The sequence below is a fragment of the Teichococcus coralli genome (assembly GCF_009829925.1).
GTDB lineage: Bacteria > Pseudomonadota > Alphaproteobacteria > Acetobacterales > Acetobacteraceae > Pseudoroseomonas > Pseudoroseomonas coralli.
On record NZ_SNVJ01000008.1, the window covers coordinates 14,240 to 35,168 of the forward strand.

At 70.8% G+C, this 20,929-nt stretch carries 18 protein-coding genes and 2 tRNA genes; 16 read left to right on the forward strand and 4 right to left on the reverse strand.

Annotated features, from left to right (window positions below; all coding sequences use genetic code 11):
• Positions 1–3 precede the first annotated feature (3 nt).
• The 5 genes from tatC (at position 4) to E0493_RS10875 (ending at position 2,660) form a co-directional block, all read left to right on the forward strand.
• A complete protein-coding gene (tatC, locus tag E0493_RS10855) occupies positions 4–789 on the forward strand; it encodes a twin-arginine translocase subunit TatC (RefSeq protein ID WP_160936975.1) in 786 nt (261 codons plus the stop codon).
• A gap of 9 nt (positions 790–798) precedes the next feature.
• Complete coding sequence (serS, locus tag E0493_RS10860; protein WP_160936976.1) at positions 799–2,067, forward strand: serine--tRNA ligase; 1,269 nt, start codon at positions 799–801, stop codon at positions 2,065–2,067.
• A 45-nt stretch (positions 2,068–2,112) separates the two neighbouring features.
• Positions 2,113–2,186: transfer RNA gene (locus E0493_RS10865), tRNA-Pro, on the forward strand.
• 54 nt (positions 2,187–2,240) lie between these two features.
• A complete protein-coding gene (locus tag E0493_RS10870) occupies positions 2,241–2,567 on the forward strand; it encodes an NADH dehydrogenase ubiquinone Fe-S protein 4 (protein ID WP_160936977.1) in 327 nt (108 codons plus the stop codon).
• A gap of 16 nt (positions 2,568–2,583) precedes the next feature.
• Positions 2,584–2,660 (forward strand) — tRNA-Arg (locus E0493_RS10875).
• 240 nt (positions 2,661–2,900) lie between these two features.
• Here the strand turns inward: E0493_RS10875 and E0493_RS10880 are convergent.
• From E0493_RS10880 to panC, 3 genes are read right to left on the reverse strand one after another with little or no spacing between them, the layout of a single operon-like run.
• Positions 2,901–3,659: an endonuclease/exonuclease/phosphatase family protein gene (locus tag E0493_RS10880; protein WP_160936978.1), complete on the reverse strand. Its 759-nt coding sequence runs from the start codon at positions 3,657–3,659 to the stop codon at positions 2,901–2,903.
• Positions 3,656–5,866 carry a VTT domain-containing protein gene (locus E0493_RS10885; protein ID WP_160936979.1) on the reverse strand — a complete coding sequence of 737 codons (2,211 nt, stop codon included), beginning with the start codon at positions 5,864–5,866 and terminating at the stop codon, positions 3,656–3,658. Before E0493_RS10885 ends, E0493_RS10880 begins: the two co-directional genes overlap by 4 nt.
• Before the next feature lie 34 nt (positions 5,867–5,900).
• The gene (gene panC, locus E0493_RS10890) at positions 5,901–6,761 is read right to left on the reverse strand and encodes a pantoate--beta-alanine ligase (protein ID WP_160936980.1); all 861 of its coding nucleotides are present in this window, start codon (positions 6,759–6,761) and stop codon (positions 5,901–5,903) included.
• A gap of 135 nt (positions 6,762–6,896) precedes the next feature.
• Between panC and trpS the strand changes: the two genes are divergently transcribed.
• Positions 6,897–7,898, forward strand: a complete 1,002-nt coding sequence (trpS, locus tag E0493_RS10895; RefSeq protein WP_160936981.1) for a tryptophan--tRNA ligase — start codon at positions 6,897–6,899, stop codon at positions 7,896–7,898.
• A 37-nt stretch (positions 7,899–7,935) separates the two neighbouring features.
• On the opposite strand, the gene E0493_RS10900 is transcribed toward trpS, so the two are convergent.
• Positions 7,936–9,084, reverse strand: a complete 1,149-nt coding sequence (locus tag E0493_RS10900; RefSeq protein WP_160936982.1) for a bifunctional 2-C-methyl-D-erythritol 4-phosphate cytidylyltransferase/2-C-methyl-D-erythritol 2,4-cyclodiphosphate synthase — start codon at positions 9,082–9,084, stop codon at positions 7,936–7,938.
• Between the two features lie 168 nt (positions 9,085–9,252).
• On the opposite strand from E0493_RS10900, the gene dusB reads away from it, so the two are divergent.
• The 10 genes from dusB (at position 9,253) to E0493_RS10950 (ending at position 20,886) form a co-directional block, all read left to right on the forward strand.
• On the forward strand, positions 9,253–10,335 hold the full coding sequence (gene dusB / locus E0493_RS10905) for a tRNA dihydrouridine synthase DusB (RefSeq protein ID WP_160936983.1): 1,083 nt from the start codon (positions 9,253–9,255) through the stop codon (positions 10,333–10,335).
• On the forward strand, positions 10,332–11,486 hold the full coding sequence (locus E0493_RS10910) for a two-component system sensor histidine kinase NtrB (protein ID WP_160936984.1): 1,155 nt from the start codon (positions 10,332–10,334) through the stop codon (positions 11,484–11,486). Before dusB ends, E0493_RS10910 begins: the two co-directional genes overlap by 4 nt.
• Positions 11,483–12,928, forward strand: coding sequence for a nitrogen regulation protein NR(I) (ntrC, locus tag E0493_RS10915; RefSeq protein ID WP_160936985.1), 1,446 nt, complete (start codon positions 11,483–11,485; stop codon positions 12,926–12,928). Before E0493_RS10910 ends, ntrC begins: the two co-directional genes overlap by 4 nt.
• Complete coding sequence (locus E0493_RS10920) at positions 12,925–15,228, forward strand: sensor histidine kinase NtrY-like (RefSeq protein WP_160936986.1); 2,304 nt, start codon at positions 12,925–12,927, stop codon at positions 15,226–15,228. Before ntrC ends, E0493_RS10920 begins: the two co-directional genes overlap by 4 nt.
• Positions 15,218–16,618: a nitrogen assimilation response regulator NtrX gene (gene ntrX / locus E0493_RS10925; protein ID WP_160936987.1), complete on the forward strand. Its 1,401-nt coding sequence runs from the start codon at positions 15,218–15,220 to the stop codon at positions 16,616–16,618. The genes E0493_RS10920 and ntrX overlap by 11 nt, the downstream gene beginning before the upstream one ends.
• A gap of 87 nt (positions 16,619–16,705) precedes the next feature.
• Positions 16,706–17,578: a D-amino-acid transaminase gene (locus tag E0493_RS10930; protein WP_160936988.1), complete on the forward strand. Its 873-nt coding sequence runs from the start codon at positions 16,706–16,708 to the stop codon at positions 17,576–17,578.
• Positions 17,575–18,249, forward strand: a complete 675-nt coding sequence (locus E0493_RS10935) for an HAD family hydrolase (RefSeq protein ID WP_160936989.1) — start codon at positions 17,575–17,577, stop codon at positions 18,247–18,249. Before E0493_RS10930 ends, E0493_RS10935 begins: the two co-directional genes overlap by 4 nt.
• A gap of 115 nt (positions 18,250–18,364) precedes the next feature.
• Entirely contained in the window at positions 18,365–18,709 is a 345-nt protein-coding gene (gene hfq / locus E0493_RS10940; RefSeq protein ID WP_160936990.1) for an RNA chaperone Hfq, read from the forward strand.
• On the forward strand, positions 18,690–20,042 hold the full coding sequence (gene hflX / locus E0493_RS10945; protein ID WP_408888809.1) for a GTPase HflX: 1,353 nt from the start codon (positions 18,690–18,692) through the stop codon (positions 20,040–20,042). Before hfq ends, hflX begins: the two co-directional genes overlap by 20 nt.
• Before the next feature lie 16 nt (positions 20,043–20,058).
• Positions 20,059–20,886, forward strand: coding sequence for an inositol monophosphatase family protein (locus E0493_RS10950; protein WP_160936992.1), 828 nt, complete (start codon positions 20,059–20,061; stop codon positions 20,884–20,886).
• The last annotated feature ends 43 nt before the right edge of the window (positions 20,887–20,929 follow it).

Here is a 20,929-nt window from a genome sequence, read left to right on the forward strand (position 1 = left end):
TCCGTGCCCCGTGAACCGGAAGATACGATCGACGACAAGCCGATGCCGCTGATCGAGCACCTGCTCGAACTGCGCACCCGGCTGCTATGGTCACTCGGCGCCTTCATCATCGCCTTCGCGCTCTGCTACTATTTCTCGTCGCAGATCTACGGATTCCTCGCGCGCCCGCTGGCCGACATCCTGCAGCAGCAGAGCGGCGGCGAGCGGCGGATGATCTTCACCGCGCTCTATGAAGCTTTCTTCACCTATCTGAAGGTCGCGCTGTTCGGCGCCGTGTTCCTCAGCTTCCCCATGTGGGCGACGCAGCTCTGGCTGTTCATCGCCCCGGGCCTTTACCGCAGCGAGAAGAAGGCGCTGCTGCCCTTCCTGCTCGCCTCGCCGGTGCTGTTCGTGCTCGGCGCCGCGCTGGCCTACTACTTCATCTTTCCGCTGGCCTGGAAGTTCTTCATCTCCTTCGAGACGCCGCCGGGTTCCGGCGCGCTGCCGGTTCAGCTGGAAGCGAAGGTCAGCGAGTACCTCAGCCTGGTCATGCACATGATCCTGGCCTTCGGCGTGGCCTTCCAGCTGCCCGTCGCGCTGACCCTGATGGCCAAGGTCGGCATCATCTCCGTCGCGGGGCTGAAGAAGGGGCGCCGTTACGCCATCGTCGGCATGTTCGGCATCGCGGCGGTGATCACGCCGCCGGACATCATCAGCCAGATCGGCCTCGCCGTGCCGCTGATCGCTCTTTACGAGATCTCCATCCTGGCCGCGGGCTGGGTGACGCCGAAGCGCGACGACAACAGCTGAGTTCCCGCCATGCATGACATCCGCATCGTCCGCGCCGACCCGGCCGCCTTTGACGCTGCCCTGGCCCGGCGCGGCCTCGCGCCGGTGGCCGAAACCCTGCTCGCCCAGGATGCCGCCCGCCGTGCGGCGCAGACCGCCGCGCAGGAGGCGCAGGCCCGCCGGAACCAGCTTTCCAAGGAGATCGGGCAGGCGAAGCGCCAGGGTGGCGACACCACGGGCCTGGAGGCCGAAGGCGCCGGGCTGCGCGACCGCATGGAGGCGCTGGACGCCGAGGCCAAGTCGCTGGAGGCCGCGCAGACCTCCGTGCTGGAGGCGCTGCCCAACCTGCTCGACGCCGAGGTGCCGGACGGGCGGGACGAAAGCGACAACGTCGTGCTCCACCAGCACGGCACCCCGCCTCAGCTCGGCTTCGCGCCGAAGCAGCATTTCGAGATCGGCGAGGCGCTGGGGCTGATGGATTTCGCCGGCGCCGCCAAGCTGGCGGGCGCGCGCTTCACGGTGCTGAAGGGCGCGCTCGCCCGGCTGGAACGCGCCCTCGGGCAGTACATGCTTTCCCTCCATGTGGATGAGCACGGCTATGCCGAGACCACCGTGCCGCTGCTGGTCAACGACGCGACCATGTACGGCACCGGCCAGTTGCCGAAGTTCGAGGAAGACCTCTTCCGCACCACCGACGGCCGCTGGCTGATCCCGACCGCCGAGGTGCCGCTGACCAACATGGTGGCTGGCGAGATCCTGCCGGAGGCGGAGTTGCCGCTGCGCTTCGCGGCGCTCTCGCCCTGCTTCCGCTCGGAAGCCGGCAGCGCCGGGCGCGACACCCGTGGCATGCTGCGCCAGCACCAGTTCTCCAAGGTCGAGATGGTCTCCATCACCGTCCCCGAGCAGTCGGACGCCGAGCACGAGCGCATGACCCGATGCGCCGAACGGGTGCTGACGGAGCTGGGCCTTGTCTGGCGCCGCATCGTTCTCTGCGCGGGCGATACCGGCTTCTCGGCCGCCAAGACCTACGACCTGGAGGTCTGGCTGCCGGGGCAGGGGGCCTGGCGGGAGATTTCCTCCTGCTCCAACACCCGCGACTTCCAGGCGCGCCGGATGAACGCCCGCTACCGCCCGAAGGAGGGCAAGGGCACGGCCTTCCTGCACAGCCTGAACGGCTCCGGCGTCGCGGTGGGCCGGGCGCTGATCGCCGTGCTGGAGACGCATCAGCAGGCGGATGGCAGCGTCCGTGTTCCGGAGGTGCTGGCGCCCTGGATGGGCGGCGCCACGCAGATCGGCTGAAGGCGCTTGCGGAGCCGGCGGCCAGCCCATAGTTTGCACCCCATTCGGGGCGTAGCGCAGCCTGGTAGCGCATCTGCTTTGGGAGCAGAGGGCCGGAGGTTCGAATCCTCTCGCCCCGATACCCTGTTCCGCCGGGTCCACCCGCCAGCATGAGGCCGAGAGCACCGAAGGTCATGAGCCGCAACACCGCCATCGCCCGCATCCACGCCCCGGCACGGTCGGCCATGCAGTCCGGAAAGGCAAAGGGGGGCGGCTGGATGTTGACCTTCGCACCGGCCGAAGCGCGCAAGCTCGACCCGCTGACCGGCTGGTTCGGCTCGGGCGATACGCAGTCCCAGCTCCGCCTCAGCTTCTCCTCGCGGGAGGCCGCCGAGGCCTTCGCCCGGGCGAACGGCATCGTCTACGAGGTCGAGGATGCGCCTGCCGTCCGGCATGAGATGAAGCCGAAGTCCTATGCCGAGAACTTCCGCTACGGCCGGGCGGAGAACTGGACCCACTGAACTTGCCGGCGGCGCGGCGCCCTTAGCTCAACTGGACAGAGCAACCGGCTTCTACCCGGTTGGTTGGGGGTTCGAGTCCCTCAGGGCGCGCCACTTCCCGGCTGCCGGTCGTCCGACCGGCTTCAGGCCGTTCCGATAATCGATGCCGCCACGAAGCCCATCCCACGGCGCTTCGTGCGTCCGGTTATTGGGCTCGACACCGGCTGTTCCGGTATCGCGTCCGGCGTCGCGCGCGCCACTGCGACGATCAACGCCGACGCCGCCTGGACCGTGCCCGCGGGCCCGACCGGACGGCCTGCAAGGTGGAACGCCCGATCCCCCGGGCGACATGCCTCAGCCGAGGCTTTCCTCCAGCGGCGCAGCGGACGCGGCGTAGGGCCGTGGTTCGGCGGGCCTGCGGCCTGGAGTGGCTGGCATGCGCAGTTCCGCCACCACCGGCAGGTGATCCGAGGCCGCCCTTCCCGCCATGTCGCGCCAGCTCGGTCCCAGCAGGCCGGCCGGGCGGCAGAAGATCTCGTCGAGCCGCAGCATCGGGAAGCGCGAGGGGAAGGTGCGGTGCGAGGTGCGGGCCGGCAACAGGGGCGAAAGGCTGCGCCAGACCGGGCCGCGCCAGCTCCAGTCGTTGAAGTCGCCCATCACCACCGCCGGGCCTTCCATCTCGCGCACCAGCCGCGCCAGACGGCGGGCCTGCCGGTGACGCTCGGCCTGCTTCAGTCCGAGATGCGCCGCGATGACGCCAAGGAGGCCTCCCGGCGTGCGGATCCGAGCGCAAAGGGCCGCGCGGGGTTCCCGCCCCTCCACGGAAAGGTCATGCACCGCGGGATGCTCCATCGGCCACCGGCTGAGCAGCATGTGCCCGTAGGCGCCGTCATGGGCGCGGATCGTCTCGGCATGCATGGCATGGCCGGCGAAGTGCTCCCGCAGCACGGTGAAGGGCGATGGCCTGCTGCCGCGGCCCCGCGCCTCGACCTCCTGCACGGCCAGCAGGTCGGGCTGGTGGCGGCGGATCAGGCCGAGCACGCGCTCCAGGTCGTACCGCCCGTCCGGACCGATGGCCGAGTGGATGTTCCAGGTCATCGCCCGCAGAATCATGCTTCCTCCTGCGCGGAACGGCGGCGGAAGCGGCCCACCAGCATCTGCAGCCCGTAGGACAGCACCCCCCACGCCACCAGCACCAGCACGAAGCCGAGGATGTCGGTCAGGGAGGGGTCCTTCATGATGCGCAGCAGCCGGTCCCCGAGGGCCGTCATCAGCAGCAGCCCGGGCGCCAGCCCGAGCGCCGTGCCGGCCATGTAGTCCACCATCGGAATGCGGATCGCGCCCGCCACCAGGTTCACCAGGGTGAAGGGCGCAACCGGCATCAGCCGGACCATGGTCACCGCCATGATCCCGTTGCGCGCGATGCTGCGGCTGATCCGGTTGATCCGCGGGCCCATCAGCTTGCGCAGCATGTCCGGCCCGACCCTGCGGCCGACCAGGTAGGTCACGAAGGCGCTGACCAAGGCGCCCACCGCCGCATACATCAGGCCGGGCCAGAGCCCGAACGCCGCCGCCGTGGCGACGATCAGCACGTTCACGGGAAAGGCGAGCAGGCCCAGGACCATGAACAGCCCGAGCGCCATCGCCGGCCCCCAGGCGCCGTTCACGCTCTGCAGGGAGGCGGTGAAGGTCTGGGGGTCGAGAAAGCCGGCCAGCGGCGTGTAGCGCCAGGCGACGCCGAGCAGCAGGATCGGCCCCGCCACCAGCGCAATGCGAAGCCAAAGGGGCATGAGATGGGGGTGTCCGTTCCCAGCGGTGAAGTCGGCCAGCAGCATGGCGGAACCAAGCGGGCGGACCGGATCCGCCACCGCCTCGATCGGCGGCAGGCCTTCGCCCTCTTCCAGTGTTCCATCCTGGATCGGCAGCAACTGGCGGCGCCGGGTTCCCAGCCGGTCGAGCGCGGCAAACAGGGAACCTTCCCGTGTCGCCTCCGCCACCTGCTCGGGCGTGGCGCCCAGATGCTCGGCGAGGAAGCGGTCGCGCACACCGCGGATCCCCGCGCGCTCCGCCTCGCTGCGCGCCTCGATCACTAGGTCGCACTCGCTGTCGGTGGCCATGGAGCGGTTGCAGAGATTGGCCGAGCCGACGCGCAGCAGCCGGTCGTCCACAATCATGACCTTGGAATGGACCATGACATCGGCCTGCGAGCCGCGCCGGCCACCGACATGGGGGTAGAGCAGCCGCACCCTGTCCATCACCCCGGCGCGGCGCAGCACCTCCGTGAAGCGGATTCGGCCGGCCAGCATGGTCCGGTGTTCAAGCCAGGTGTGGTGGGTCCTGGGCCCCAGCAGGACGGCTTCGAGCGCCGGCCGCGCGCGAAGCCGGCCGGCCAGGCGGCGCGCCAGGGCGAGGTTGGTGAGAAACTGGTTCTCGATGTAGATGCTGCGCTCGGCCGCGTCGATCATGTCCTCGAAGAGCCGCTCCACCTCGCGGACCTCCGGCTCGTCCTCGAAACTGCCCATGGTGCGGGCGACGCCGATCTCGACGTCCTGGAAGTCCGGCACAACGCCGTTGGGCCAGACATCCGGCCCGCCCATGCCGGGCGAGGGCGGCGGCAGCTCCTCGCAGGCGCCGCGCACCCAGCGCGCGCGGAACAGCTCGGCCAGGGCGGCGGCCGCGGCGCCGTCCACCATGATCTGCGTGTCGTGGAAGGGCGGGTAGGTCTCGTCCCGCGGATCCATGCGATGCGGGTTGTGGATCCGGTGCTCGGGCGTGTCCCAGCGGCGGATGGTCAGGTCCAGGCCGCCGGAAAAGGCGAGGCTGTCATCCACGATCGCCAGCTTCTGGTGGTGCGAGGCGCCAAAGGCAATCTCGTCGTCGAGGCAGAGCTCGATCTGCCACGGGGTGTTCCATTGCAGGCTGAGCGCCGGCAGCAGTTCCCGCTCCAGCGCGTAGAGCACGGAATAATCCCAGAGCAGCAGCTTGATCCGCAGTTCCGGCCGGCGCTGGACCAGTGCCGCCAGAAAAGGTCCAAGCGTTGCCGGGAGACCGTCCGACGCCTCTCCGCTGGGGCCGACCAGCGGCGTACGGCTGTCGATGTCCCAGCCCGCGATGAGGATGCTGCGGCGGGCCTTCTTCATCGCCTCCCGCAGCGTGCCGAAGTAGTCCGCCGCGTCCATCAGCACCTTGGCGCGCGACGCACGCTCCAGCCGCCAGACATTGTCGCCGGGGCGGAGCAGCCTTGGGTCGTCCTGCGCTGCATCGGCCGCAAGGATGCCGGCCGGGCGAGGCTGCCTGGCGATATCGATCAGATTGCCCATCACCCCGCTGCAACGCGGCGAGGCAGAAAAAGTGTCAGGCTTCGGTACGCGGTGGAATCATGACCGGCATGTTGTCCAATAGCCTGACGCTTCCCAGGTGGGCGGCCACGATGAGCCGCGCCTCCCCCGATGCGCCGGCCGGCCAGGGCTGCAGGCTTTCCGGCACCACCAGGGCCAGGTAGTCGACGCGAAACCCCTGCGCCTCAAGCGCCCTTCGCTGGCGCCCCATCGCGGGCTCGCGCGGCGCTCCGCCGGCGAGCGCCGCCGCGAGCGCTTCCAGGGCGCGGGGCAGCCGGCCCGCCTCGCCGCGCTCCTCCGTCGAGAGGCGCTGGTTGCGGGAGGACAGCGCCAGGCCATCGCCGTCCCGCACCGTGGGCAGGGGCAGGATCCGGACGGGCAGGTGCAGGTCGGCCGCCACCCGGCGGATCACCTGGAACTGCTGCCAGTCCTTTTCCCCGAAGACCGCCAGGTCGGCCCGGGTCATCATGAAAAGCTTCGTGCAGACGGTGGCCACGCCGCGGAAATGGCCCGGGCGGGCCGCGCCCTCCCAGCCTTCGGCGGGGCCGGCGGGCTCGATGCGGGTGGCGTCGCCGGGTGGATACATCACCGCCGGCGTGGGCAGCCAGACGAGGTCGCAGCCGGCCTGGCGGAGCTTCTCCAGGTCGCCGGCTTCGTCGCGCGGGTAGCGGGCGAGATCCTCCTGCGGGCCGAACTGGAGCGGGTTGACGAAGATGGAGACGATGACCCGGTCAGCCTCGCGCCGCGCCGCGTCCACCAGGGCGGTGTGGCCGGCATGCAGCGCCCCCATGGTCGGCACCAGGCCAATGCGCTCGCCCCGGGCGCGCCAGGCCTGCGTCGTCGCCTTCAGCCCCGCCAACTCCCGCTCGACCTGCATCGCTCCCCTCCACGCGCACTTCCCGGACTGAGTGCCGCCGACGGGTCGCCGGCGCAAGGGTGCGGGTGCGCGATGGCTTGACGTGCGCCGCCCCGCGCGGGATCACGCCCAGCGCCAGGCCCGAAAGGTACGACGATGCAGCGTGTTTTCTCCGGGATTCAGCCCTCCGGCATCCCCACTCTCGGCAACTACCTGGGCGCCATCCGCAACTGGGTGCCCATGCAGAACGGGGATGCCTCGCTCTTCTGCGTGGTGGACCAGCACGCCATCACGGTGTGGCAGGACCCGAGGGAGCTGGCGCGGCAGACGCGCGAGATGGCGGCGGCGCTGATCGCCTGCGGCCTCGACCCGGAGCGCTGCATCCTCTTTGTGCAAAGCCACGTGCCGGCGCATGCGCGGCTCGCCTGGATCTTCAACTGCGTGGCCCGCATTGGCTGGCTGAACCGCATGACGCAGTTCAAGGACAAGGCGGGCAAGGACCGCGAAGGCGCCTCGGTCGGCCTCTACGTCTATCCCAACCTGATGGCGGCCGACATCCTGGCCTACCACGCCACCCAGGTGCCGGTGGGCGACGACCAGAAGCAGCACCTCGAGCTGGCCAACGACATCGCCCAGAAGTTCAACCACGACTACGAGGTGGACTTCTTTCCGACCATCCAGCCGCTGATCCAGGGCGTCGCCGCCCGCGTGATGTCGCTGCGCGACGGCACGAGGAAGATGTCGAAGTCGGACCCTTCCGACCAGTCGCGCATCAACCTGACCGACGACGCGGACACGATCGCCCTGAAGATCCGCCGCGCGAAGACCGACCCGGAGCCGCTGCCGGAAGAGGCCGCGGGCCTGGAGAGCCGGCCGGAGGCGCGCAACCTCGTGGGCATCCTGGCCGCGATCTCCGGGCGCAGCCCCGCCGAGGTGCTGCGCGAGCATGCCGGGCAGGGCTTCGGCACCTTCAAGGGTGTGCTGACGGACGCGCTGGTGGCGCATCTCGGGCCGATCCAGGCCGAGATGCAGCGCCTGCTGGCCGACCCGGCGGCAGTGGATGCCGCCCTGCGCCGCGGTGCCGACAAGGCGGCCGCCATCGCCGACCCGATCGTGCGCCGCGCCGAGGAACTGGTCGGCTTCCTGCCGCCGCGCTGAACGCGGGGCAGGGGGTGACGAGCGGCCGGCCTGACCCTCAGGCCGGCAGAAGCAGGGTGGCGGCGGCCTGGGCGGCGATCCCCTCGCCGCGCCCGGTGAAGCCCAGCCGCTCGGTGGTGGTGGCCTTCACCGACACCCGCCCGACGGGGATGCCGAGCAGCTCCGCCACCCGCGCCCGCATCGCCTCCGCATGGGGGGCGATCTTCGGCCGCTCGCAGATCAGCGTCAGGTCCACATGCGTCAGGATGCCGCCGCGGGCCGTGACGCGGCCGGCGGCGTGGCGCAGGAAGGCGGTGCTGTCGGCATCCTTCCACTGCATGTCGCTGGGCGGGAAGTGGCGGCCGATGTCGCCTTCGGCCAGGGCGCCGTAGATGGCGTCGCAGAGCGCGTGCAGGCCCACATCGGCGTCCGAATGCCCGTCCAGCCCGAGCGGATGCGGGATGGTGACGCCGCACAGGATGAGCGGGCGGCCTTCCACCAGCCGGTGCACGTCGAAGCCGGTGCCCATGGCAGGCAGGAGGCGCGGCAGCAGGGACGCCTCGGCGCGGGCGAGATCCTCGGGATAGGTCACTTTCAGGTTGCTCTCCGATCCGGGCAGCAGCGCAACGGGCAGGCCGGCGGCCTCCAGCAACGCGGCATCGTCGGTGGCTTCTTCGCGCGCCGCGCGGTGCGCGTCCAGCAGCGGGGCGAAGCGGAAAGCCTGCGGCGTCTGCGCGCGGAAGAGCCCGGCGCGTGGCACGGTGCGCAGGATCCGGCCCTCCGCGCCTGCCTTCAGCGTATCGCTGACGGGCTGGGCGGGAATCGCGCCGGGGAATTCCTCCAGCGCCCGCAGCAGCGCCGGCACGGTGCCAGCGGGGAGGAAGGGACGGGCGGCGTCATGCACCAGCACCACGTCGGGGGGCGCGCTCGCCAGCGCCTCCAGCCCCGCGCGCACGCTGGCCTGTCGGGTCGCGCCGCCCTGGACCGCGCGCAGGCAGGGCAGGCCAGCCAGCACCGCCTCCGCCTCCTGCCCCTCGGCGGGACCGGCGACCACCGGCAGCAGGGCGTTCACCCCGCCATCGGTGAGAAGGGCCTCGGCGGCATGGCGCAGGATTGGGCGGCCTGCGAGAGTAAGGTACTGCTTCGGCCGCTCGGCGCCAAAGCGGCTGCCGGAGCCGGCAGCCATCAACAGGGCAATGACACGCATGGCGCGGACCCTATCCGGCTGGTGCCGCGGCGCCCAGGAAAGATTGAGCGGGAGGGCGGCGAAGGAAGTTCCAGGCGGCGCCAAACCGGTCAGGTGCGGAATTTTGCCAACGGCCCGGGCTGTTTGCTCATGGACGGATCGGGGTCTTGTCACTAGATTGCCCAAATCATGAGCATCGCCCCCATGCCTTCCACGGCCGCGCCGCCGGTGTTGCGGCCGATCACGGTCGGGCCGATCCGCATCGAGGCCCCGGTCATCCTGGCGCCCATGTCGGGCGTCACCGACCTTCCCTTCCGCCGGCTCTGCCGCGAGTTGCAGGCGCCCATGGTGGTCAGCGAGATGATCGCCAGCCAGGCCATGGTGCGGGAGAACCGCCAGACGCTGAAGATGGCCGAGGTGGACGGCTTCGGCGGCCCGGCCAGCGTGCAGCTCGCCGGCTGCGACCCGGTGACCATGGGCGAGGCGGCGAAGCTGGCGGCGGATCGCGGCGCCGCCATCGTGGACATCAACTTCGGCTGCCCGGTGAAGAAGGTAGCGGTCGGCCAGCAGGCCGGCAGCGCCCTGATGCGGGACGAGGTGCATGCCGCCCGCCTGCTGGAGGCGACGGTGAAGGCCGTCTCCGTGCCGGTCACGCTGAAGATGCGCATGGGCTGGGACCACAGCAGCCTCAACGCCCCGCGCCTGGCCAAGATCGCCGAGGAGTGCGGCATCCGCATGGTGACGGTGCATGGCCGCACCCGCCAGATGTTCTACACCGGCACCGCCGACTGGGCCTTCGTCGCCCAGGTGAAGCAGGCGGTGGGCATCCCGGTCATCGTCAACGGCGACATCCTGACCCCACAGGACGCCGCCGAGGCGCTGCGCCAGTCCGGCGCGGACGGCGTGATGATCGGCCGCGGCTGCTATGGGCGCCCCTGGCTGCTGGCCCGCACGGCCGCCTACCTGACCACCGGCGCTGAACTGCCCGAGCCCGACCTGGCCACGCAATACGGAATCCTGCTGCGGCACTACCGCTCCATGCTGGACCACCATGGGACGCATCCCGGCGTGCGGCTCGCCCGCAAGCACCTCGCCTGGTACTCCAAGGGCCTGCCCGGCTCGGCCGAGTTCCGCGTCCAGGTCAATCGGGCGGAGACGCCCGAGGCTGCCGAGGCGCTGCTGGAAGCCTTCTATCGCCCGCTGATCGAGCAAGGGGTGGAAGCGGTTCGGGACGCCTTCCGGGACCCGGAGCAGGATGCGCTGGCGGCATGAACGGCCCCGTCCTCTCCTTCCGCCGGCCGGAGGAAGGCAGCATCGTGGAGCCTGACGCCGGGGCGCTGCTCGCCGCGCTGCCCGTGCCCGTGGTGGTGCTGGATGCGCAGGACCGCTTCCGCTCGGCCAACCCGGCGGCGGAGCAGTTCTTCGAGCTTTCCGCCGCCACGCTGGCGCAGCACGGCCTTGCCGACCTGATCCCGCCGGATAGCCGCCTTTTCGCCCTTGTGGCGCAGGTGCGCACGCTGGATGCCCCGGTTTCCGACCACGACCTGACGCTGGAAAGCCCGCGCCTGCACCGTACCGGCGTGGCGGCGCATGGCGCGCCGCTGCCGGAGCTGCCTGGGGCCGTGGTGCTGACGCTGCAGGACGGCAGCAAGGCCCAGAAGCTGGAGCGGCAGCTCGACTTCCGCGGCGCGGCGCGCGGCGCCTCGGCCATGGCGGCGATGCTTGCGCACGAGGTGAAGAACCCGCTCTCCGGCATCCGCGGCGCGGCGCAGCTCCTGGAGCAGTCGGCCAGCGAGGCGGACCGCGAGCTTTGCACCCTGATCCAGGACGAGGCCGACCGCATCCGCAGCCTCGTGGAACGGATGGACATGTTCTCCGAGCGCCCGGTCGAGCGTGCGCCCGTGAACATCCATGAAGTGCTCGATCATGTCCGGCGCATCGCCGGCCGGGGCTTCGCCAGCCACCTGCGGATCGTCGAGGACTATGACCCCTCGCTGCCGCCGGTCTTCGGCAACCGCGACCTGCTGGTGCAGATCCTGCTGAACCTGGTGAAGAACGCCGCCGAGGCGGTGGACCCCCAGACCGGCGAGATCCACCTCTCCACCGCCTACCATCATGGCGTGCGCATCGCGATCCCCGGCTCGCGCGAGCGGGTCCATCTGCCGTTGCAGGTCCGCGTGCGCGACAACGGCCCCGGCATCCCGGAGGACGTCCGCGCGACGATCTGGGAGCCCTTCGTCTCCACCAAGCGTGGCGGGCAGGGGCTCGGGCTGGCGCTCGTGGCCAAGCTCGTCACCGACCAGGGCGGCCTGATCGAGTGCGACAGCCGCCCGGGCCGCACCGTCTTCCGCCTTTCCCTTCCGATGGTGCCGCCCGGCTTCGCCGGCCCTCCCATTGGCCATCCCAAGACCCGCGACGAATGACCGACACCCGCACCATCCTCGTGGCCGACGACGATCGCGCCATCCGCACCGTGCTCTCCCAGGCGCTGGGGCGCGCCGGCTACACGGTGAGGGCGACCTCCTCGGCCGCCACGCTCTGGCGCTGGGTGGAGGAGGGCACCGGCGACCTGGTGATCACCGACGTGATCATGCCCGACGAGAACGGGCTGGACCTCGTGCCACGCATCAAGCGCGTGCGGCCGGAGCTGCGCGTCGTTGTCATGTCCGCGCAGTCCACCTTCATGACGGCGGTGAAGGCCGCCCAGCGCGGCGCCTTCGAATACCTGCCGAAGCCCTTCGACCTGAAGGAGCTGCTGGCGGTGGTCGCGCGCGCGCTGACCGCGCCCGCCCTGCCGCAGCCGCGGGAGGAGGACGCGGACGGCGAGGGTGAGCGCCTGCCGCTGGTCGGCCGCTCGCCGGCCATGCAGGAGATCTACCGCACCGTCGCGCGGCTCACGACGACCGACCTCACGGTGATGATCACCGGCGAGAGCGGCACCGGCAAGGAGCTGGTGGCGCGCGCCCTGCACGACTACGGCCGCCGCCGCACCGGGCCCTTCGTCGCCATCAACATGGCGGCGATCCCGCGCGAGCTGATCGAGAGCGAGCTGTTCGGCCATGAGCGGGGCGCCTTCACCGGGGCGCTGGCGCGCGGCGTCGGCCGCTTCGAGCAGGCCGCCGGCGGCACGCTGTTCCTCGACGAGATCGGCGACATGCCGCCCGAGGCGCAGACCCGCCTGCTGCGCGTGCTGCAGGAGGGCGAGTTCACCACCGTCGGCGGCCGCAACCCGATCAAGGCCAATGTCCGCATCGTCGCCGCCACGCACCGCGACCTGCGGCAGGCGATCCGCCAGGGCCTGTTCCGCGAGGACCTGTTCTACCGGCTCAACGTGGTGCCCATCCGGCTGCCGCCCCTGCGCGAGCGGCTGGAGGACATCCCGCTGCTGGCCAAGCACTTCCTGGACCGCGCCAAGGCCTCTGGCCTGCCGGCCAAGCAGCTCGACCAGGGGGCGGTGGAGCGGCTGCGCCAGCATTCCTGGCCCGGCAACGCGCGCGAGCTGGAGAACCTGATGCGCCGCCTCGCGGCGCTCTACCCGCAGGAGGTGATCGGCGCCGACGCCGTCGCCGCCGAGCTGACCGAGGCGGCGCCCATCGCCGACCCCGAGGCGCGCTCGCCCGAGACGCTGGAGCAGGCGGTGGAGCGCCACCTCAGCAGCTTCGTCGCCGCGCAGAAGGACGGGCTGCCGGTGCGCGACCTCTATGAGCGCGTGCTGGCCGAGGTGGAGCGCCCGCTGCTGCGGCTCGCCCTTTCGGCGACCCGCGGCAACCAGATCAAGGCCGCCGCCATGCTGGGGCTGAACCGGAACACGCTGCGCAAGAAGATCCGCGAGCTGGACCTGCCGGTGGTGCGCGGGTTGTCGTGAAGCGCCTGGCCAGCCGGTTCGGCGAGAACCGCCCCTCGCTCTTCCGGCGCATCCTGGATGCGCTGCTGGGGCGGGGCGTGACCATCGCCCTGGCGGTCGGCGCGCTGCTGCTCGGCATCGGCACCTTCACCCTGCTTTCGGGGGGCAGCCCCTTCGGCCCGACCAGGCCCGGCCAGGTGGTGGCCATGGTGCTGGTCAACGCCGTCTTCCTGCTGCTGCTGGCCGTCTCGCTGATCGCCCGTCTGGTGCGCGTCTGGGCGGAGCGGCGGCGCGGCTCGGCCGGCTCGCGGCTGCATGTGCGGCTGGTGATGCTGTTCAGCGTCGTCGCCGTGGTGCCGGCGCTGCTGGTGGCCGTCTTCGCCGCCGTGTTCTTCAACCTGGGAATCCAGGCCTGGTTCAGCGATCGCGTGCGGGAAACGCTGGAGGCCAGCCTTGTCGCCTCCCGCGCCTACCTGGACGAGCATCGCAACACGATCCGCGCCGACGCGCTGGCCATGGCGGCGGACCTGAACCGCGCCGGCCGGCTGCTCGACACCAACCAGTACGGCTTCGCGCAGATCCTCGCCACGCATACGATGCTGCGGGGACTGACCGACTCCGTGGTGTTCGACCCGGTGACCGGCCGCGTCGTCTCGCATGCCGGCCTGACCACCACGCCGGTGCTGTCGCCCCTGCCTGCCTGGGCGATGGATCTGGCGCGCAACGGCGACGTGGCTGTTTTGCCCGGCGAGTCGGAGGAGGGGCGGGTCCGCGCCCTGATCGAGCTGGACATCATGCCAGGCCTGATGTTGCTGATCGACCGGCCGGTGGATCCCAGCGTCATCGAGCACATGAAGCGCACCGAGCGCGCCTTCCAGGCCTACGACCAGCTCGACCGCAACCGTTCCGGCCTGCAGATCACCTTTGCGATGATCTTCGCCATCGCCGCGCTGCTGGTGCTGATGGCGGCGGTGCTGATCGGCCTGGTCATCGCCAACCAGATCGCCCGGCCGCTCGCCCGCCTGATCGTCGCGGCCGACCGCGTGCGCTCCGGCGATCTCTCGGTGCGGGTGACCGAGAGTGAGGCGGATGACGAGGTCGGCACGCTTTCGCGCGCCTTCAACCGCATGACCAACCAGCTTGCCGCCCAGCGCAGCGAACTGATGGAGGCCTATCGGCAGATCGACGAGCGGCGGCGCTTCACCGAGACGGTGCTGGCCGGCGTCTCGGCCGGCGTTGTCGGGCTGGACACCGAGGGCCGCATCAACCTGCCCAACCGCAGCGCCAGCGAGTTGCTGGGGCGCGACCTCAGCACCGAGCTGGGCCACCGGCTGGCCGAGGTGGTGCCCGAGTTCGCGCCCTTGCTGGAGGCGGCCCTGGCCACGCCCGAGCGGCCGCAGACAGGCGAGATCCGCATCGGCCCGGCCAGCGAGCGGCGCTCGCTGCTGGCACAGGTCGGGGCCGAGCTGCAGCGCGGGCAGGTGGTTGGCTTCGTGCTGACCTTCGACGACATCACCGAGCTGCTTTCCGCCCAGCGCAAGGCGGCCTGGGCCGACGTGGCGCGGCGCATCGCGCACGAGATCAAGAATCCGCTCACCCCGATCCAGCTTTCCGCCGAGCGGCTGAAGCGCCGCTACCTCAAGGAGATCCAGTCCGACCCGGATACCTTCAAGTCCTGCACCGACACCATTGTGCGGCAGGTCGAGGATATCGGGCGGATGGTGGACGAGTTCTCCGCCTTCGCGCGCATGCCGCAGCCGGTGATCCGGCCGGAGCCGGTCGGCCAGGTTGCGCGGGAGGCCCTTATCCTCCAGCAGCACGCGCATCACGATATTGTTTATACGACAAAAATTCCCGCGGACGCGCCCCGCGTCGCGTGCGACCGCCGCCTGATCGGGCAGGCGCTGACCAATCTGCTCGCCAACGCCGCCGATGCCGTGGCGATGCGCCGCGCGGCGGAAGCCGTTGAAGCAGCGGAGCCGCCCCCAGGGCAGATCGCGCTTTCGGTCGAGGTTGGAGAGGACTGGGTCGCGCTCGCGGTGGAAGATGACGGCGTCGGCCTGCCGCAGGGCGAGGAACGGGCCCGGCTGACGGAGCCCTATGTCACACATAAAGCAAAAGGGACTGGCCTTGGTCTTGCCATCGTCAAGAAGATCATGGAGGACCACGGAGGAAGGCTGGTGCTGACCGAGCGGCATGACGCCGGGGGAGGACCACTGCCGGGCGCCAGGGCGGCGCTGCTGCTGCCAAGGCGCGGTGAGCTGGAATCCGGAACAGAGATGGCGGCAAAAAGCACGGAGATGCAGCAGCATGGCGCATGATATCCTGATCGTCGATGACGAGCCGGACATCCGCGCGCTGATCGAGGGCATTCTTTCGGACGAGGGCTACGAGACGCGCGTCGCGCAGAATTCCGACACCGCGCTCGCCGCCTTCCGCGCCCGCCGGCCCAGCCTCGTCATCCTGGATATCTGGCTGCAGAACTCGCGTCTGGACGGCCTCGGCATCCTGGAGGCGATGCAGCGCGAGGAGCCCAAGGTGCCGGTGGTCATGATCTCCGGCCACGGCACGATCGAGACGGCGGTGCAGGCGATCCAGCAGGGCGCCTACGACTTCATCGAGAAGCCCTTCAAGTCCGACCGGCTGCTGCTGATCGCCGAGCGGGCGTTGGAAGCCGCGCGGCTGAAGCGCGAGGTGAGCGAGCTGAAGCTGCGCGCCGGCGCGGAAACCGAGCTTCTGGGCACCTCCTCGTTGATTTCCCAGCTCCGGACCGCCATCGAGCGGGTGGCGCCCACTGGCAGCCGCGTGCTGATCTCCGGGCCGGCCGGCGCCGGCAAGGAAGTGGCGGCGCGCATGATCCATGCCCGCTCGCGCCGCGCCGCGGAGCCCTTCGTCGCCCTGAACTGCGCCACCCTCAATCCGGCGCGCTTCGAGGAGGAGCTGTTCGGCATCGAGTCCGGCAACGACCCGCAGGCGCCGCCGCGCCGTGCCGGCGTGCTGGAGCGCGCCCATGGCGGCACGCTGCTGCTGGACGAGGTGGCGGACATGCCGCTGGAGACCCAGGGCAAGATCGTCCGCGCGCTGCAGGAACAGGGCTTCGAGCGCGTCGGCGGCGCGACCCGGGTGAAGGTGGACGTGCGCGTCATCGCCACCACCAACCGCGACCTCGCGGCCGAGATCGCCGCCGGGCGCTTCCGGGAGGACCTCTACTACCGCCTCGCCGTGGTGCCGCTGCGCGTGCCGGCGATGCGCGAGCGGCGGGAGGACGTGCCGCTGCTCGCCCGCTACTTCATGGCGCGCACCGCCGAGACCTCCGGCGTGCCGGCGCGCGAGCTGTCGGAGGACGTGCTGGCCGCCATGCAGGCCTACGACTGGCCGGGCAACGTCCGCCAGCTCCGCAACCTCGTGGACTGGCTGCTGATCATGGCGCCGGGCGGCCCGGGCGAGGCGATCCGGCCGGAGATGCTGCCGCCCGAGGTGGGCGCCGCCGCGCCAGCCGCGCTGAAGCTCGACCGCTCCTCCGAGATCATGACGCTCCCGCTGCGCGAGGCGCGGGAGCTGTTCGAGCGGCAGTACCTGGAGGCGCAACTGCTGCGCTTCGGCGGCAACATCAGCCGCACCGCCAACTTCGTCGGCATGGAGCGCAGCGCGCTGCACCGCAAGCTGAAGTTCCTCGGCGTGCAGGCCGAGGACCGCGCCGTGCAAGGCTGAGGAAAGCGCGGCCGGGGCATTGCTCCGCCGCTTCCGCGGCGCGAAGCTGCGCCTCCCCATCGTGAGCAGCAGGAAGAGACTCGGGGCATGTCCCGCATCGCCTATGTGAATGGCCGTTATCTCCCCCAGCGCGAGGCCAGCGTGAACGTCGAGGATCGCGGCTATCAGTTCGGCGATGGCATCTACGAGGTGGTGCACCTCTACGACGGCCGCTTCATCGACGAGGACCGCCATCTCGACCGCCTCGAACGCTCCCTGCGGGAGATCCGCCTCCCCATGCCGATGCCGCGGCAGGCGCTCTCCCATGTTCTGAACGAGGTCGCGCGCAGGAACCGGGTGCGGGAAGGCCTGCTCTACATGCAGGTGACGCGCGGCGTGGCGCGGCGCGACCATCCGTTCCCCGCGCAGCCGGTGCCGCCGGCCCTGGTGGTGACGGTGAAGCGCATCGCGCCCTACCCGGCCACCATCGACAACTGGAGCGGCGCGGCGATCACCCTGCCGGACCTGCGCTGGGCGCGCCGCGACATCAAGACCACGAACCTGCTGCCCAACGTGCTGGCGCGCCAGGCAGCGCGGGAGCAGGGCGCCATCGAGGCGATCCTCTACGAGGAGGACAGCGGCCTCGTCACCGAGGGTGCGGCGACCAACTTCTGGATCGTGGACGAGAACGGCGCCATCCGCACCCGTCCGCTCTCGCACGACATCCTGCCGGGCTGCACCCGCGGCGCGCTGATGGCCGAGCTGAAGCAGGCCGGCATCCCCTTCGAGGAGCGTCCCTTCACGCGGGACGAGCTGAAGCGCGCCCGCGAGGCCTTCATCACCTCCGCCACCTCCTTCGTGAAGCCAATCGTGACGATCGACGGCGCGCCGGTCGGCGACGGCAAGCCCGGCCCGGTCGCGCGGCGGCTCTTCGAGCTGTTCGCCCGGCACGTGAAGGGCGGCGTGAAGAACGCGGCGTGAGCGCCCCGGCGCTGCCGGTCCCCCAGGCCATCCTGTGGGACTGGGACAACACGCTGGTGGATGCCTGGGGCGGCGTGCAGGCTGGCATGAACGCCGCGCTGCGCGCCTTCGGCCTGCCCGAATGGTCCCTGGAGGAAGTGCGCGCCCGTGCTCGGCTTTCGCTGCGGGACGCCTTTCCCGCCATCTTCGGCGCCGAATGGGAGCGCGCGCGGGAACTGTTCTACGCCGAGGTCCGCGCGCGCCACCTGGAGTTCCTGACGCCGCTCGACGGCATCGGCAATGCGCTCGAAGCGGCGGCGCCCTGGCCGCTGGGCGTGGTTTCCAACAAGCAGGGACCGATCCTGCGGCGGGAGGCGTCGCATCTTGGCTGGGACATCCGCTTCGGCGCGCTGGTCGGGGCAGGGGACGCCGCCGCCGACAAGCCGGCCGCCGCTCCGGTGCTGATGGCGCTGGAGCGGCTCGGTGTCGCGCCCGGGCCGGCGGTCTGGTTCATCGGCGACACCGGCGTGGACATGCAGGCGGCGCGCGCGGCTGGCTGCAGTGCGGTGCTGCTTGGCGATGCCGCGCATGACGGCGGCGTGGCCGCGCTGGCGCCGGACCGGGTTTTCACCGACGCGCATGTGCTTGCCGAATACCTGCGCGGCCTTGCCAAGACCCCCCGCCTTGCATGATCTTGCGGGCGAACCGGCGGGCAGCCTGCTCGCCGGGGCGGAGCCCTGTGCATGCCCGCGTGATCGCGCCGGTGGCCCTAAAATGGGCCCGCCAAGAAAAAGAAGGACCGAGCCTATGGCCGCCGAGAAGTCCCAGAATGTTCAGGACGTGTTCCTGAACCATGTCCGCAAGAGCAAGACGCCGGTGACCATCTTCCTGGTCAACGGCGTGAAGCTGCAGGGCATCATCACCTGGTTCGACAATTTTTCCGTTCTGCTGCGTCGGGACGGGCACACGCAGCTGGTCTATAAGCACGCCATCAGCACCGTGATGCCGGGTGCGCCGATCACGCTGTTCGATGCCTCCTCCACCACCGGAGCGGCTGCCGCGGCACCCGCCGCCGGCGGCTCGGTGAACGTGAGCCGGAGCGGAACCATGACGATGCAACGCGAGGCCAATCCTGTCGGCACCCCCGAGTAACGCCGGCGAAGCACGAAGCGGCAAGCCGACGCTTGCCGCCGTGCTGCTGCCGTATGAGCGCCCGACCCGCCCGGCGGGCGCCGAAGGCCTTGTCACCTTGCACGATGCCCGCTTCGCCAGCCGCGCCGCCGAGGCGCGCCTGGCGGAGGCGGTCGGCCTCGCGGCATCCATCGGCGTGACGGTGGTGCACAGCGCGGTCCTGCCGCTGCGCAGCCGTCGCCCCGCCACGCTGCTGGGCGAAGGGCAGGTGGAGATGGTGAAGGGCGCCATCGAGGAAAACCAGGTCGGCGTGGTGGTGGTGGATGCGGCCCTTTCGCCGGTCCAGCAGCGCAACCTGGAGCGGGCCTGGGCCTGCAAGGTCATCGACCGCACCGGGCTGATCCTGGAGATTTTCGGTGAGCGCGCCCGCACCAAGGAAGGCACACTGCAGGTCGAGCTGGCCCACCTGGAATACCAGCGCACGCGGCTTGTACGATCCTGGACGCACCTCGAGCGCCAGCGGGGCGGCTTCGGCTTCCTTGGCGGCCCCGGCGAGAGCCAGATCGAGATCGACCGCCGGCTGATCGGCGAGCGCATCGTCAAGCTCAAGAAAGAGCTTGAGCAGGTGCGCCGCACGCGGGGCCTGCACCGGGCGGCGCGTACCCGCGTGCCGTTCCCGGTGGTGGCGCTGGTGGGCTACACCAACGCCGGCAAGTCCACGCTGTTCAACGCGCTCACCGGCGCCGGCATCTACGCGCAGGACCAGCTCTTCGCGACGTTGGACCCCACCATGCGGGCGATCCGGCTGCCCAGCGGGCGCACGATCATCCTCTCCGACACGGTGGGCTTCATCAGCGACCTGCCGACGCAGCTGATCGAGGCTTTCCGCGCCACGCTGGAGGAAGTGGCCTCGGCCGACATCATCCTGCACGTGCGGGACGTCGCGCATCCGGACAGCGCCTCCCAGCGCGCCGACGTGATCGGCGTGCTGACCGAAATGGCCTCGGGACCGCACCCCACGCTCGACGAGAACTGGCCGCAACGCACCATCGAGGTGCTGAACAAGGCCGACCTGCTTGGCGGCGCGGCGGCCGTGCCGGGCGCGGACGCCGCGAACTCGGTGGTGGTTTCGGCGCTGACGGGCGAGGGACTGGACGCGCTGCGGGGCGCGCTGGACGCCCGCCTCGCCGCGGGCATGGAGACGGTGGAGTACGCGATTCCGCCGGCGGACGGCGCGCGGCTGGCTTGGCTCTACCAGCACGGCGAAGTGCTCACCCGCGCCGACAGCGATGACACCATCCGACTGACCGTGCGGCTTTCTCCGGCCGACCGCGCCCGCTTCGAGCAATCCTGACCGCAACGAGGACCCGATGCGCTTCTCCTCCAGCCTGGCGACCGACATCGCCGTCCTTCTGCGCGATGCGGCGCAGGCGGAGATCAAGCCGCGCTTCCGGCGTCTCGCCAGCGGTGCCATTCGCACCAAGACCAGCATCACCGACCTGGTGACGGATGCGGACGAAGCGGCGGAGCGGCGCATCACCGCCGAGCTGACGTCGCGCTTTCCCGGCTGCGTGGTAGTGGGCGAGGAAGCCACGGCCGCCGACCCCGCCATTCTCAGCCGACTGTCCGGTGCCGACCTGGCCTTCGTGGTGGACCCGGTGGACGGCACGGCCAACTTCGCCGCCGGCGTGCCGCTCTTCGGCTGCATGGCGGCGGCGGTGGCCCAGGGCGAGGTCGTCGCCTCCTGGATTTACGACCCCATGGGCGACGACACCGCGATCGCGCTGCGCGGGGAGGGTGCCTGGATCGAGGCGCCGGATGGCCATCGCACGGACCTGCATGTCGCGCCCGCCGTGCCGGTGGAGCAGATGATCGCCGGCATTTCCTGGACCTACATCGCCGAGCCCTGGAAGAGCCGGCTTACCGCCCGGATGCCACGTCTGGCCGGCGGGGTTCACTTCCGTTGCGCGGCGCATGAGTACCGGCTGGTCGCCTCCGGCGGCGCCCATGCCGTGCTCTACAACCGGCTGATGCCCTGGGACCACCTGCCGGGCTGGCTGCTGCACCAGGAGGCAGGTGGCTACAGCGCCCGCTTCGACGGCAGCCCCTACCGGCCCGAGCACACCGGCGGCGGCCTGCTCGCCGCACCGGACCGGGATAGCTGGATGGCTTTGAAGGCGGCCCTGCTGGACGACTGAAGCACGGCAGCCGCCGGCGGCGCCGCCCTCCCGGCGCCGTGGC